Raw genomic sequence first — 14,041 nt, 5'->3', positions numbered from 1 at the left:
GCCAACTATGCTGAGCAAAAAGATTCGCAAATTCCTGGTGTTCGGTTGCATCGCAGCGATATTCGCTGCGGTCGGCTACTGGAACATCAGCCCGGAACGCTTCCTCGACAAGCCGGTGGCAAAGATCGATGAAACCGCAATCGACTATTACGCGATCAACGCCCACAGCGTGCAATACCTGCCGGACGGCAAACTGCAATACGAAATGACGTCCGACAAGGTTGAACACCTGAAAGCCACCGAAGTGACGCTGTTGACCAATCCCGACTTGAACATGTTCCGCGGCACCGAGTTTCCGTGGCATGTCCAGAGCGAGCACGGCGAAGTGAACCCCGACGGCACTCAGGTCGAACTGATCGACTCGGTGCGCATCACGCGCTTCGACGAGAAAAACCGCAAGACCCTGATTACCACCACCCGCATGACAGTGTTCCCGCAGCAGCAATATGCGCAGACCGAGCAACCCGTTAGAATCGACGGCGCTGGTGGTGTGTCGACTGGCAAGGGAATGAAAGCGTATTTGAAAGAAAGCAGGATACACCTGCTATCGAACGTAAGAGGACAGTATGAGGCTCGTTAAAACCCTCCCTATTTTGCTCGGTCTGAGCGCAGCACTGGGAAGCGTGAGCGCCTGGGCTCTGCCGAACGATCAAGAGCAGCCTATCCGCATCCAGGCCGACGACGCCCAACTGGACGACAAGAATGGTGTTGCCACCTATAAAGGTGACGTGATCATTACCCAGGGCTCGATGATTGTTAAAGGCAATACTGTGACCATCACCCGCACCCCGGCTGGCGATATCGACGTGGTGACTTCGGTGGGCAATCTGGCCTACTTCGAGCAAATGCAGACGGCTGGCGACACCAAGCCGGTTCAGGGCTACGGAGTGACCATCCAGTACCACGCCTCGCAAAACCGCGTCGTATTGATCGATCGTGCCAAAGTCATCGACAAGGACAACAACGTCACCCAAGGCGAGAAAATCGTCTACGACACGGTCAAAAAGCTTGCGAGCGCCGGTCGCGCGACGGGCAACAAGGTCACCGAGTCGCGTCCGCGCATTGACATGGTGATCCAGCCGAAGAAGAAAACCGACGAGCAAAAGGCCCAGTAATGGCAACTCTGAAAGCTCAGCATCTGGCCAAGAGCTACAAGAGCCGCCAGGTCGTGCGTGACGTCAGCCTGTCGATCGACAGCGGTCAGATCGTCGGCCTGCTGGGTCCCAACGGCGCCGGCAAGACCACCTGCTTTTACATGATTGTCGGCCTGGTACAGGCCGATCAGGGCCGCGTACTGATTGACGACATGGATGTGAGCCACCAGCCTATGCACGGTCGTGCGAAGGCCGGCATCGGCTATCTTCCGCAAGAAGCATCGATTTTCCGCAAACTCTCGGTAGCCGACAACATCATGGCGATCCTCGAGACCCGCAAGGAACTCGACAAGGCCGGTCGTCGCAAAGAGCTGGAAAGCCTGCTGCAGGAATTCCACATCAGCCACATCCGCGACAACCTCGGGATGAGCCTGTCCGGTGGTGAACGCCGCCGTGTGGAAATCGCCCGGGCACTGGCTACCAACCCGAAATTCATCCTGCTCGACGAACCGTTCGCCGGCGTGGACCCGATTTCGGTGGGTGACATCAAACAGATCATCTATCACCTCAAGGCCAAGGGCATTGGCGTGCTGATCACTGACCACAACGTCCGTGAAACCCTGGATATCTGCGAAACCGCCTACATCGTCAACGATGGCCAGCTGATCGCCGAAGGTGACGCTGCCACCATCCTGGCCAACGACCTGGTCAAGGAAGTGTATCTGGGCCATGAATTCCGCCTGTAAGCACTGAGGTGTCTGGCTGGTTGCTCGGGCGCTTGTCTCGATAAAAAATCAACATTTTTTTATTGTTACAGCGCTCTAGGCAAACGCTGCAGTTTCGGGCATATAATTTGCTTATGTTTGGCGCTCCGGCGCCCTGTAGTGGATGGCGCATGTGCGCCGGCGAATAAGGTGTTAAGCCCCTGCCATGAAACCATCGCTAGTCTTGAGAATGGGCCAGCAGCTGACGATGACACCGCAGCTGCAACAGGCCATCCGCCTGCTCCAATTGTCGACCCTGGACCTGCAACAGGAAATCCAGGAGGCCCTGGAGTCCAATCCAATGCTCGAACGCCAGGAAGAAGGCGACGACTTCGATAACGCGGACCCCTTGGCCGACAAAGCCGAACAGCAACCCAACGCTGACATTCAGGAACCCTCCTACCAGGAAACCGCCCCGACGGTTGATAACCTCGAGGAAGGCGACTGGAACGAGCGCATCCCCAACGAACTGCCCGTCGATACCGCGTGGGAAGACGTCTACCAGACCAGCGCCAGCAGCCTGCCGAGCAATGATGACGACGAGTGGGACTTCACCACCCGGACATCGGCCGGCGAAAGCCTGCAAAGCCACCTGCTGTGGCAACTGAACCTGGCCCCGATGTCCGACACCGATCGCCTGATCGCCGTGACCCTGATCGACTGCATCAACAATCAGGGCTACCTGGACGAAACCCTCGAGGAGATTCTCGAAGCCTTCGACCCGGAACTGGACATCGAACTGGACGAAATCGAAGCCGTCCTGCACCGCATCCAGCAATTCGAACCCGCTGGAATCGGCGCCCGCAACCTGGGCGAATGCCTGCTGCTGCAATTGCGTCAGTTGCCCGCCAAGACGCCTTGGCTGGTCGAAGCCAAACGCCTGGTTACCGATTACATCGACCTGCTCGGCAGCCGTGATTACAGCCAGCTGATGCGTCGCATGAAGCTCAAGGAAGATGAACTGCGCCAAGTGATTGAACTGGTGCAGAGCCTCAACCCGCGCCCAGGCTCGCAGATCGAGTCCAGCGAAGCCGAATACGTCGTTCCCGACGTGATCGTACGCAAGGACAATGAACGCTGGCTGGTGGAGCTGAACCAGGAGTCCGTGCCACGACTGCGGGTCAACGCTCAATACGCCGGTTTCGTTCGCCGCGCCGACACCAGCGCCGACAACACCTTCATGCGCAATCAGTTGCAAGAGGCCCGCTGGTTCATCAAGAGCCTGCAAAGCCGCAACGAAACCCTGATGAAAGTAGCCACTCAGATCGTCGAGCATCAACGCGGCTTTCTTGAATACGGCGACGAAGCCATGAAACCGCTGGTCCTGCATGACATCGCCGAAGCGGTGGGCATGCACGAGTCGACGATTTCAAGGGTGACCACGCAGAAATTCATGCATACCCCACGGGGCATATATGAACTGAAATACTTTTTCTCCAGCCACGTCAGCACCTCCGAGGGCGGTGAATGCTCGTCCACGGCGATCCGCGCGATCATCAAAAAACTGGTTGCCGCGGAAAATCAGAAAAAGCCGTTGAGTGACAGCAAGATCGCTGGTTTACTGGAGGCACAAGGCATTCAGGTGGCTCGCCGCACCGTCGCCAAGTACCGCGAATCCCTCGGGATCGCGCCTTCGAGCGAACGTAAGCGGTTGATGTAGAGCCACGCCACAGCGTTCCAGTGGCAGGCATTTCTGCCTGCCGCTTTATGCACTGGCAACGAAGGAGAAGCTGTATGCAAGTCAACATCAGTGGACACCAACTGGAAGTGACCGAACCTCTTCGCACCTACATCGGCGAAAAACTCGAACGATTAGAGAGGCATTTCGACAAGATCACCAACGTGCAAGTCACGATGACCGTCGAAAAACTCAAGCAGAAAATCGAAGCCACGCTGCATATTCCCGGCAATGAAGTGGTCGCAAACGCGGAACATACCGATATGTACGCGGCGATCGACGCACTGACCGACAAGCTGGATAAACAACTCAAAAAGCATAAGGAAAAGACCCAAAGCCTCCTCCAGGGCGCGACCGGTCGTTAACACTCCCAACCCATGATCCGACTTGAAAGCATCCTGACCCCCGGCCGTTCCCTCGTGAACGTGCCGGGCGGCAGTAAAAAGAAAGCCCTCGAGCAAATTGCCAACCTTATCCACAAAGAAGTTCCGGATCTGGAGATGCAAGATGTCTTCGAGGCTCTGATTGCCCGTGAAAAACTCGGCTCAACCGGTTTTGGCAATGGCATCGCCATTCCCCACTGCCGCCTGAAGGGCTGCACCTCGCCCATCAGCGCCCTGATGCACCTTGATGCACCCATCGATTTCGACGCCATCGACGGCGCCCCGGTTGACCTGCTGTTCGTTCTGCTGGTCCCGCAAGCCGCTACCGATGCGCACCTGGAGTTACTGCGCCAGATTGCCAGCATGCTCGATCGCAAGGAAGTGCGCGAAAAACTGCGCAGCGCCCCGAGCAATGAAGCCTTGTATCAGGTTGTCCTGGACGAGCAAAACGGTCATTAATCATGCGCTTGATCATCGTCAGTGGCCGCTCAGGCTCAGGTAAAAGTACCGCACTCGATGTTCTCGAGGACAACGGCTACTACTGCATCGACAACCTGCCCGCCGGCTTGCTGCCGGAACTGGCCGAACGCGCATTGATTCACACCGAGCTGGCGCAACCGCTGGTTGCCGTATCCATCGATGCGCGCAACTTGCCGAGTCACCTGTCGCGGTTTCCCGAACTGCTGGAAGAAGTGCGCAGCCGGCATATCCAGTGTGATGTGCTTTATCTGGACGCCGACGAAGAAACCTTGCTCAAACGTTTCTCGGAAACCCGCCGCCGTCACCCGCTGAGCAATGCCAATCGCTCGCTGGCCGAAGCCATCGACGATGAGACCGCCCTGCTCGGGCCGATTGCCGACCTCGCCGATCTCAAAGTAAACACCACCAACCTGAACCTGTATCAGCTGCGAGATACCATCAAGCTGCGCCTGCTGAACCAGCCGGAACCCGGTACGGCGTTCCTGGTGGAGTCTTTCGGCTTCAAGCGTGGCATGCCGGTGGACGCTGATCTGGTGTTCGACGTGCGCTGCCTGCCGAACCCTTACTGGAAGCCAGAGTTGCGCGATCAATCCGGGCTCGACCAGCCGGTTGCCGAGTACCTGGCGGCACAGCCGGACGTCGAAGAGATGTTCCAGGACATCTCCACCTACTTGTTCAAGTGGCTACCACGCTTCGCCGCCAGCAACCGCGCTTATGTCACCATTGCCATTGGTTGCACCGGCGGCCATCACCGCTCCGTCTACCTGACCGAACGTCTGGGCCAGGCCCTGCAAAAATCCCTGAAGAACGTCCAGGTTCGCCACCGCGACCTCAGCTAAAGGATTCACACCGCGATGCCTGCTCTGGAAATTGAAATCATCAACAAGCTGGGCCTGCATGCCCGCGCTTCTGCAAAATTCGTTGGCGTCGCCGGTGAGTTCAAGGATTGCACGATCAGAGTAGGACGCACGCCGGAATCCACGGTCGACGGAAAAAGCATCATGGCAATGATGATGCTCGCTGCGGGCAAGGGCACCAAAATCCACCTGAGCACCGAAGGTGAACAGGCTGATGAGGCGCTGCAAGCATTGGTGAATTTGATCAATGACTACTTCGGCGAAGGCGAGTAAGGTCAAAAGATCGCAGCCTCGTTTCACTCGACAGCTCCTACAGAGATCAGCGTAGGCCTGTAGGAGCTGTCGAGTGAAACGAGGCTGCGATCCTTTGATCCTGTTTCAAGCGAGCGCTGTATCCATCACCATCATCAAGCAAAACCCGATCAGCAACCCAAGACTTGCAAGCTTGTCGTGACCATTGCGGCGCGACTCGGGGATGACTTCATGGGTGACCACCAGCAACATCGCCCCGGCCGCCAGTGCCAAACCCAAGGGCAACAACAATTCGGCCAGGCTCACCAGCCAGGCACACAACAACGCGAAGACCGGCTCGACCAACCCTGACGCAGCACCAATCAGGAACGCCTTGACCCGCGACATCCCTGCCCCGGCCAGTACCAGCGCGATCACCAGACCTTCCGGCACATCCTGCAAGGCGATGCCCATGGCCAGGCTATCGGCGTCGGGCATACCACCCCCCGCCGACACACCGACCGCCATGCCTTCGGGGATGTTGTGGGCGATGATCGCAAACACAAATAACCAGATTCGCGGCGGGATGACCGGTCGTTCCAGCGTGCCTACGAGCATTTCCGGCGACGCACCCGACACCTTGCGATCAACCAGGAACAATCCAAACGCACCCAGCATGATGCCGAAACTGATCAGTCCGCTGGCCGCCCAAGGCGTCAGCCCGAGGTTTTCAGCGGCAGAGATCCCCGGAACGATCAACGAAAACGCTGTCGCCGCGAGCATCACCCCGGCCCCAAAGCCGAGTAGCGTATCGCTGACCGCCTGGGGCATCCGTCGAATCACCAGAACGGGCACCGCGCCCAAGGCAGTGCCCAAGGCGCAGATCGCCCCGCCTTGCAGCGCGCGCAGCAGTTTCGGCTCGAGGTCCAGCCACGCCAAGCCTTGGGCAACCAATAACGTCATGCCTGCCAGCAGTAACAGCGACCCGAATGCGTAACGAAACAATCGTCCACTTCCGATCGCCAGTGTTTCAGTGCCCATAGCCAGCCTTGGATTGTTTTTGCAGAAGTCTTAAACCAGTGCAGCCTGATAGCGCGTAGCGACTTCAGGCCAATTGATCACGTTGTAGAACGCGTTGATGTATTCCGGGCGACGGTTCTGGTATTGCAGGTAATACGCGTGCTCCCAGACATCCAGGCCGAGGATTGGTGTATTGCCGCTCATCAATGGACTGTCCTGATTACCGCTGCTTTCAACGACCAGTGTCTTTTGCGGCGTCACACTGAGCCACGCCCAGCCGCTACCGAAACGAGTCAGCGCGGCTTTGGTGAAGGCCTCCTTGAAACTGCTCAGACCGCCCAGTTGCTCATCGATCGCCTCAGCCAGGGAGCCTTCAGGATTGCCGCCGCCGTTGGGCGCCATCACTTTCCAGAACAGCGAATGGTTGGCATGCCCGCCGCCCTGATTGATCACCGCCGCGCGCAGCTTCTCCGGCAGTTGCTGGACAGCTGACACCAGTTTTTCCACCGGCCACTCGGCAAACTCGGTGCCTTCCACCGCAGCGTTGAGGTTGTTGATGTAGGTCTGGTGGTGTTTGGTGTAGTGGACTTCCATGGTCTGCGCATCGATGTGCGGTTCCAGGGCATCGTAGGCGTAGGGCAAGGCAGGCAAGGTAAAAGCCATTTCAATGAACTCCATGATGTAGGGGCGCAGGCGAGGTGGCATCGATGTGCAGCAATCGATGCGTACGCGGGTATTCGCCGTGTTCGCTGATGAAATTCAGCAGCTCGACGTAGGTTTTGCTGCTCTGGCGCAACGCTGCTTCACGCAGGGCCGGCGCCAGTCGTGGGTCCTGCATGGTCTGCAACAATCGCTGATGGATGGCACACAGGTACTCGGCGCTCTCCTCCGGCTGGTTCAGACGCAAATGCAGATCCGCCAGGTTGTGGTGGGAAATCACGCAGGCCGCGACCGCCTCGTCGGCATCTGCCCAGCGCTCGAACAACACCTGGGCCAGGGCCAATGCCTGCAAGTAAGCCTCGCGGGCATCGACCAGTTCGCCCAGCATGAAACAGCGATTAGCCCTTTCGATCGTGCGTTTCCAGTGCTCCATGGTGAGCCTCCAAAGCGGTTGCGGTGATTACACGCCGCCTGCGGTGAGTTTTTCCGGGTTCAGCAAGACCTCAAGCTGGCTGCGTGTCAGGTCGGTGTGTTCCAGAGCGACATCGATCACCGGCCGGCCCTGTTGATAGGCCTTCTTGGCGATCTCCGCGGCTTTTTGGTAACCAATGATCGGGTTGAGTGCGGTGACCAGGATCGGGTTACGCGACAGCGCTTCCTTGAGCCTGGCTTCGTTGACCTTGAAGCTGGCGATGGCCTTTTCACCCAGCAGATGGCTGGCGTTGGCCAGCAACTCGATGCTGCTCAGCAGGTTCTGGGCAATGATCGGCAGCATCACGTTCAGCTCGAAATTGCCCGACTGACCGGCGATGGTGATAACCGTGTCATTGCCGATGACCTGAGCGGCGACCATGGCGGTCGCTTCCGGGATCACCGGGTTGACCTTGCCCGGCATGATCGAAGAACCCGGCTGCAAGGCTTCGAGTTCGATTTCACCAAGACCGGCCAGCGGCCCGGAGTTCATCCAGCGCAGGTCGTTGGCAATTTTCATCAGCGAAACGGCCGTGGCCTTGAGCTGACCGGAAACACTGACCGCCGTGTCCTGAGAGCCGATCAGCGCAAACAGATCCTCACCCGGCTGGAATTGCACCTGGGTCAGCTTGCTCAGTTGCTCACTGAAACGCGCCGCGAATTGCGCATGAGCGTTGATTCCGGTGCCCACTGCCGTGCCGCCCTGAGCCAGGGATTGCAGACTCGGCAGCAGATCCTGCAGATGACCGATGTTGGCCTTGAGCTGCTGCGCCCAACCGTTGAGCACTTGGCTCATGCGCACCGGCATCGCGTCCATCAAGTGAGTGCGACCGGTTTTGACGTGGTGATGAACCTCTTCGGCCTTGCGCTCGATCACCTGAACCAGACGCACCAGCGCCGGCAACAATTGCTCGTGCAACGCCAACGCAGCACTGACATGGATGGTGGTCGGGATGATGTCGTTGCTGCTTTGGCCGCAATTGACGTGATCGTTGGGGTTCACCGGCTCGCCGAGCAGGCGGCTGGCCAAGGTGGCGATCACTTCGTTGGCGTTCATGTTGGAACTGGTGCCGGAACCGGTCTGGAAGATATCCACCGGAAAATGCTGCATGAAGTCGCTTTGGAGCAGACCCAGCGCCGCATCGACGATGGCTGTGCCCTGGGATTCGCTGATTTGCTCGAGCTCGACGTTGGCTCGGGCAGCGGCGGCCTTGGCCAGGATCAGCGCGCGGATAAACTGCACCGGCATCGGCTTGCCACTGATGGGAAAGTTATCCACCGCGCGCTGGGTCTGCGCGCCGTAGAGGGCGTCCACCGGCACTTGAAGCTCACCCATGCTGTCGCGCTCAATACGAGTCTTGTTCATCAGAAAATCCTTGCACCAGTTCTATGAGAGGAATCGAGGGCTGCAACTCGCAGGTCGCCAGTTGCCAGGCGTAGCTCTGCCAGCGCTTGAGGCGGCACTTGCATAGAGAGAGGCGTTCCAGATCGCGCAACGGCCGCCAGGCTTGGTCCAGACAAAAGGTGCGCCAGTGCCAGGGCAGCGCAACATCGGCGGCGGTGTCGAGTAACAGGCGGAACGACGTTTCGGCGATGGTCCAGGGAGGGGTTGCCGTGCAACAGGCGAGATACCGACCTTCGGCCAGGTAATGTTCGATCAGGCGAGGCTCGTCAGGGTCCATCGCGCAACGGATCTGGCGACTCATCCAGCGCCAGCTTTCGAGGTAAGGCTGCTCGTGCAAGGCAGAACTCATGATCCGGGCTCATTCGGTAATGAGATTTATTATTAGATGATAATGAGAACCAACACAACCCCGGAAGATCACAACAAACCCCTGTGGGCGCGAGCCTGCTCGCGAAAGCGGGATAACATTCAGCATCTTTGTTGATGGGTACACCGCCATCGCGAGCAAGCTCGCTCCCACAGGGGGCTGCGCAAGGCGCATAAAAAAGGCGCGCCACCCGTTTGGGTGGCGCGCCTTTTTGCCTGGTGGTAAGCGTTAGCTGCCGGCCACCGTCATCCGCTCGATCAGTACCGAACCTGTACGAATGTTGCTGCGCAGTTCCAGGTCATTACCGACGGCAACGATCTGTTTGAACATGTCACGCATGTTGCCGGCGATGGTCACTTCCTGGACCGCAAACTGGATTTCACCATTCTCGACCCAGTAACCCGCCGCGCCACGGGAGTAATCGCCAGTGACCATGTTCAGGCCCTGGCCCATCAGTTCAGTCACCAGCAGGCCGCGGCCCATGCGGCGCAGCAAGGCTGCCTGGTCTTCGTCGCCATGGGTGACGAACAGGTTATGCACCCCGCCGGCATTGGCGGTGCTCGGCATCCCGAGCTTACGGCCAGAGTACGTGCCGAGGATGTACGACACCAACTCGCCCTTTTCGACGAACGGTTTGGCGTACGTCGCCAGACCGTCGCCGTCGAACGCCGAACTGCCCAGCGCGCGCATCAAGTGCGGACGCTCATCGATGGTCAGCCATTCCGGGAACAGTTTCTGCCCCAGCGTGCCTTCAAGGAACGAGGATTTGCGATACAGGCTGCCGCCGGAAATCGCCGAGAGGAAACTGCCGAACAAACCACCGGCCAGTTCCGCGGAAAACAGCACCGGCACTTCGCAGGTCGGCACCGGACGCGCGCCCAGACGGCTCGCCGCCCGTTGTGCGGCACGCTGGCCGATGCTCTCCGGGCTGGCCAGCAAGTTGCCCTGACGGTTCACGTCGTACCAATAATCGCGCTGCATCTGGCCGTCGGCCTCGGCGATCATCACGCAGCTCAGGCTGTGCCGGGTCGACGCGTAGGCGCCGATAAAACCATGGCTATTGCCGTAAACGCGGCAACCCTGATGGGTGCTGAGGGTAGTGCCGTCGGCGTTCTTGATGCGACTGTCGGTGGCAAACGCCGCCGCTTCACAGGCCAGGGCCTGCTCGATGGCTTGCTCCGGGGTGATGTCCCATTCGTGGAACAGGTCGAAATCCTGCAGATCCTTGGCCATCAGCGCGGCGTCTGCCAGGCCCGAAGCTTCGTCTTCCGACGTGTGCTTGGCGATGGCCAGCGCGGCGGCGACGGTTTCGCGAATCGCCTCCGGACCGCTGGCGGATGTGCTGGCCGAGCCCTTGCGCTGGCCAACGTACAAGGTGATGCCGAAGCCCTGATCGCGGTTGAATTCGACGGTTTCGACTTCACGCTGGCGCACCGAGGTGGACAGGCCCTGTTCCAGCGACACCGCCACTTCACAGGCACTGGCGCCCTGGCGTTTGGCTTCAGCGATGATCTGCTCGACTTGTTCTTGCAGTGCCGGCAACGCTTGTGGGCCGACGCTTTCAACTGCACTCATGCTGTTCTCCACTCAAATTCTGCTTTCGGCTAGGGCCTTCGAGCGACCGGGCCGGACAAGCGGCCCCCGACTGGTTATCATGGCGGCGTTTCTTTGCGGACGGCCACCATGGTTGATTCTTACGACGACTCCCTCGATACGGGAGAAAAAAGCAAATCCCAGGTTAAACGCGAGCTTCATGCTCTGGTTGACCTCGGCGAGCGCCTTACAACGCTCAAGCCTGACTTGCTGGCAAAACTGCCGTTGACCGACGCTATGCGCCGGGCATTGGCCGATGCGCCCAAGCACACCGCGAATATCGCGCGTAAACGGCACCTCATGTTCATCGGCAAACTGATGCGCGACCAGGACACTGACGCCATTCTGACCTTGCTCGATCAACTCGATGCCTCCACCCGGCAGTACAACGAACGTTTCCATGGCCTGGAACGCTGGCGCGATCGCTTGATCGCGGGCGACGATGCGGTCCTGGAGAAGTTCGTGCTCGACTACCCGGAGGCTGATCGTCAGCAATTGCGCTCCCTGATCCGTCAGGCCCAGCACGAACTGGCGACCAACAAGCCACCGGCATCGAGCCGTAAAATCTTCAAGTACATCCGTGAGCTGGACGAGACTCAACGCGGTCTGCGTTAAATCTCGAATCGGGTGAGTCGCCAAGCGGCTCACCCGAAGCTCCATCCATTTACGATCCTGTGCCACCCACAGTGATCGCATCGATTTTCAGCGTTGGCTGGCCGACACCCACCGGCACCGACTGCCCATCTTTGCCACACGTCCCAACGCCGCTGTCCAGCGCCAGATCGTTACCGACCATCGACACCTTGCTCATCGCTTCCGGCCCGTTGCCGATCAACGTCGCGCCCTTGACCGGGGCAGTGATTTTGCCGTCTTCGATCAGGTACGCCTCGCTGGTGGAGAACACGAATTTGCCGCTGGTGATGTCCACCTGACCGCCGCCGAGGTTGGCGCAGTAGATGCCGCGCTTTACCGAGGCGATGATTTCCGCCGGGTCGCTTTCGCCCGCCAGCATGTAGGTGTTGGTCATGCGCGGCATCGGCAGGTGCGCGTAGGATTCACGACGACCGTTACCGGTACGGGCTACGCCCATCAGGCGGGCGTTGAGTTTGTCCTGCATGTAGCCCTTGAGTACGCCGTTTTCGATCAGCGTCGTGCACTCGGTCGGGGTGCCTTCATCATCGACACTCAGGGAACCGCGACGACCGGCCAGCGTGCCGTCATCGACGATGGTGCAAAGCTTGGACGCAACCATCTCGCCCATGCGCCCGCTGTAGGCCGAACTGCCCTTGCGGTTGAAGTCGCCTTCCAGACCGTGGCCGACCGCTTCGTGCAGCAACACACCGGACCAGCCCGAACCCAGCACCACTGGCAACGTACCGGCCGGCGCAGGGATGGCTTCCAGATTCACCAACGCCTGACGCAGCGCTTCACGGGCGTAGCCCATGGCGCGGTCATCGCTGAGGAAATAACGGTAATCGGTACGTCCGCCACCGCCATGACCGCCGCGCTCTCGACGACCGTTCTGCTCGACGATCACGCTGACGTTAAAGCGCACCAACGGCCGTACATCGGCGGCCAGGCCACCGTCGGTGGAAGCCACGAGGATTCGTTCCCAGACACCGGCCATGCTCACGGTGACTTGCTGGATACGCGGGTCGAGGGCGCGAGTCGCGACGTCGATCCGCTTGAGCAGTTCGACCTTTTCGGCACGGGTCATCACTTCCAGCGGGTTGTCCGGCCCGTACAACTGGGCGACATCCTGGGTCGTGAAGGCTTGCACTGTGCCGTTCTGACCGGCGCGGGAGATCGAACGTGCAGCACGGGCCGCGGCGCCGAGGGCTTCGAGAGTAATGGCATTGCTGTAGGCAAAACCGGTTTTCTCACCCGATTGCGCTCGCACGCCGACACCTTGATCGAGGTTGAAGCTGCCTTCCTTGACGATCCCGTCTTCCAGCGCCCAGGACTCGGAAATCTGCCCCTGGAAATACAGGTCGGCAGCATCGATGCCCGGGCCGGCCAGATCGCCGAGTACACCTTGCAGGCTCTCGATCGTTACGCCGCCGGGCGCCAGGAGGTGTTCACTGACTGAGGACAACAACTCGCTCATATGCTTTACGCCTTAAATTCATCGTTCTGAGGCAGGTCGCTGTGCGCCCTGCGAGAAAAAGCGCCGGTGACTGGACACCGGCATCCGCGCCCTGATGGACGCCTGTTCGCTGCTATCGCGTTCGGCCAGCAGCACGGCCTCGCCTTGGTCCTGTTGCGCCAGCACACGTCCCCACGGGTCGACAATCGCGGCATGACCCCAGGTTTCTCGCGGCCCCGGATGCGTCCCACCCTGGGCAGCCGCGAGCACATAACATTGAGTTTCGATGGCCCGCGCGCGAATCAACACATCCCAATGCGCCGCGCCGGTCACCGCGGTAAAGGCCGACGGCGCGGTGATCAACTCCGCACCGGCAGCGCGTAATTCGCTGTACAGCTCCGGGAAGCGCAGGTCGTAACACACTGTCAGCCCGACTCCACCGACGGGCGTGTCCGCCACGACTACCCCACTGCCATAAGCATAGTCATCGGATTCGCGATAACGCCCGCGATTGTCCGCCACATCGACGTCGAAAAGGTGCAACTTGTCATACCGTGCAACGGTTTCGCCGTGGTCATCCACCAGCAGCGAGCAGGCATGCACTTTGGCCGTCGGTTGATCCACCGGCGGCAACGGCAACGTGCCAGCCACTATCCATAACTTGAGGTCGCGGGCGGCCTGTTTCAACCATGGCAGGATCGGCCCTTCGCCCAACGCCTCGGCGCGGCCAATGTCGGCGATGTCGCGACGGCCCATGGCGGCGAAGTTTTCCGGCAGTACGGCAAGCTGTGCACCACTGGTCGCCGCTTGCTCGAGCAGCCGACGGGCCTGGGCCAGATTGGCCAGCACATCGCTCTGGCTGACCATTTGAATCACCGCAAAAGACATGGCCTTTCCTTATGTGGAATCAACACATACATACGGCCATGCTACTCCATCGGCCCGAGACGTG

At 59.5% G+C, this 14,041-nt stretch carries 17 protein-coding genes; 9 read left to right on the top strand and 8 right to left on the bottom strand.

Annotated elements, in window-relative coordinates; genetic code table 11:
- The first annotated feature begins 7 nt into the window (after positions 1 to 7).
- The 8 genes from lptC (at position 8) to VD17_RS04695 (ending at position 5,529) form a co-directional block, all read left to right on the top strand.
- Entirely contained in the window at positions 8 to 580 is a 573-nt protein-coding gene (gene lptC / locus VD17_RS04730) for an LPS export ABC transporter periplasmic protein LptC (RefSeq protein ID WP_046052887.1), read from the top strand.
- Positions 567 to 1,115 carry a lipopolysaccharide transport periplasmic protein LptA gene (lptA, locus tag VD17_RS04725; RefSeq protein ID WP_046052886.1) on the top strand — a complete coding sequence of 183 codons (549 nt, stop codon included), beginning with the start codon at positions 567 to 569 and terminating at the stop codon, positions 1,113 to 1,115. Before lptC ends, lptA begins: the two co-directional genes overlap by 14 nt.
- Positions 1,115 to 1,840 (top strand): LPS export ABC transporter ATP-binding protein, encoded by a 726-nt coding sequence (lptB, locus tag VD17_RS04720; RefSeq protein WP_046052885.1) that lies wholly within the window; start codon positions 1,115 to 1,117, stop codon positions 1,838 to 1,840. Before lptA ends, lptB begins: the two co-directional genes overlap by 1 nt.
- Positions 1,841 to 2,024: 184 nt before the next feature.
- Entirely contained in the window at positions 2,025 to 3,518 is a 1,494-nt protein-coding gene (locus VD17_RS04715; RefSeq protein ID WP_033053633.1) for an RNA polymerase factor sigma-54, read from the top strand.
- Positions 3,519 to 3,592: 74 nt separating this feature from the next.
- Positions 3,593 to 3,901, top strand: coding sequence for a ribosome hibernation-promoting factor, HPF/YfiA family (hpf, locus tag VD17_RS04710; protein ID WP_007941242.1), 309 nt, complete (start codon positions 3,593 to 3,595; stop codon positions 3,899 to 3,901).
- Positions 3,902 to 3,913: 12 nt separating this feature from the next.
- A complete protein-coding gene (ptsN, locus tag VD17_RS04705; RefSeq protein ID WP_008150761.1) occupies positions 3,914 to 4,378 on the top strand; it encodes a PTS IIA-like nitrogen regulatory protein PtsN in 465 nt (154 codons plus the stop codon).
- 2 nt (positions 4,379 to 4,380) lie between these two features.
- The gene (rapZ, locus tag VD17_RS04700; RefSeq protein WP_046052884.1) at positions 4,381 to 5,238 is read left to right on the top strand and encodes an RNase adapter RapZ; all 858 of its coding nucleotides are present in this window, start codon (positions 4,381 to 4,383) and stop codon (positions 5,236 to 5,238) included.
- 15 nt (positions 5,239 to 5,253) lie between these two features.
- A complete protein-coding gene (locus VD17_RS04695; protein WP_033058002.1) occupies positions 5,254 to 5,529 on the top strand; it encodes an HPr family phosphocarrier protein in 276 nt (91 codons plus the stop codon).
- Between the two features lie 105 nt (positions 5,530 to 5,634).
- Here VD17_RS04695 and VD17_RS04690 read toward each other — a convergent pair whose 3' ends face one another.
- The 6 genes from VD17_RS04690 to pmbA all read right to left on the bottom strand — a co-directional run bounded on the left by VD17_RS04690 (position 5,635) and on the right by pmbA (position 10,985).
- A complete protein-coding gene (locus VD17_RS04690; RefSeq protein ID WP_046052883.1) occupies positions 5,635 to 6,528 on the bottom strand; it encodes a ZIP family metal transporter in 894 nt (297 codons plus the stop codon).
- 30 nt (positions 6,529 to 6,558) lie between these two features.
- Positions 6,559 to 7,170 (bottom strand): superoxide dismutase, encoded by a 612-nt coding sequence (locus tag VD17_RS04685; protein ID WP_046052882.1) that lies wholly within the window; start codon positions 7,168 to 7,170, stop codon positions 6,559 to 6,561.
- A 1-nt stretch (position 7,171) separates the two neighbouring features.
- Positions 7,172 to 7,600, bottom strand: a complete 429-nt coding sequence (locus tag VD17_RS04680) for a hypothetical protein (protein ID WP_046052881.1) — start codon at positions 7,598 to 7,600, stop codon at positions 7,172 to 7,174.
- Between the two features lie 27 nt (positions 7,601 to 7,627).
- Complete coding sequence (locus VD17_RS04675; RefSeq protein WP_046052880.1) at positions 7,628 to 9,004, bottom strand: class II fumarate hydratase; 1,377 nt, start codon at positions 9,002 to 9,004, stop codon at positions 7,628 to 7,630.
- Positions 8,985 to 9,392, bottom strand: a complete 408-nt coding sequence (locus tag VD17_RS04670) for a hypothetical protein (RefSeq protein WP_046052879.1) — start codon at positions 9,390 to 9,392, stop codon at positions 8,985 to 8,987. Before VD17_RS04670 ends, VD17_RS04675 begins: the two co-directional genes overlap by 20 nt.
- A 246-nt stretch (positions 9,393 to 9,638) precedes the next feature.
- A complete protein-coding gene (gene pmbA / locus VD17_RS04665; protein WP_046052878.1) occupies positions 9,639 to 10,985 on the bottom strand; it encodes a metalloprotease PmbA in 1,347 nt (448 codons plus the stop codon).
- Positions 10,986 to 11,093: 108 nt separating this feature from the next.
- Here pmbA and yjgA point away from each other — a divergent pair, with 108 nt between their 5' ends.
- The gene (gene yjgA / locus VD17_RS04660) at positions 11,094 to 11,618 is read left to right on the top strand and encodes a ribosome biogenesis factor YjgA (protein ID WP_007901505.1); all 525 of its coding nucleotides are present in this window, start codon (positions 11,094 to 11,096) and stop codon (positions 11,616 to 11,618) included.
- Positions 11,619 to 11,667: 49 nt separating this feature from the next.
- Here the strand turns inward: yjgA and tldD are convergent, their stop codons facing one another.
- Both tldD and VD17_RS04650 read right to left on the bottom strand, forming a co-directional pair.
- Positions 11,668 to 13,110, bottom strand: a complete 1,443-nt coding sequence (gene tldD, locus VD17_RS04655) for a metalloprotease TldD (RefSeq protein ID WP_033058018.1) — start codon at positions 13,108 to 13,110, stop codon at positions 11,668 to 11,670.
- A gap of 18 nt (positions 13,111 to 13,128) precedes the next feature.
- The gene (locus tag VD17_RS04650; RefSeq protein ID WP_046052877.1) at positions 13,129 to 13,977 is read right to left on the bottom strand and encodes a carbon-nitrogen hydrolase family protein; all 849 of its coding nucleotides are present in this window, start codon (positions 13,975 to 13,977) and stop codon (positions 13,129 to 13,131) included.
- Positions 13,978 to 14,041: the final 64 nt, after the last annotated feature.

The sequence above is a fragment of the Pseudomonas fluorescens genome (assembly GCF_000968015.1).
Classification (GTDB): Bacteria; Pseudomonadota; Gammaproteobacteria; order Pseudomonadales; family Pseudomonadaceae; genus Aquipseudomonas; species Aquipseudomonas fluorescens_W.
This window is presented reverse-complemented; position numbering and strand designations above follow the sequence as displayed.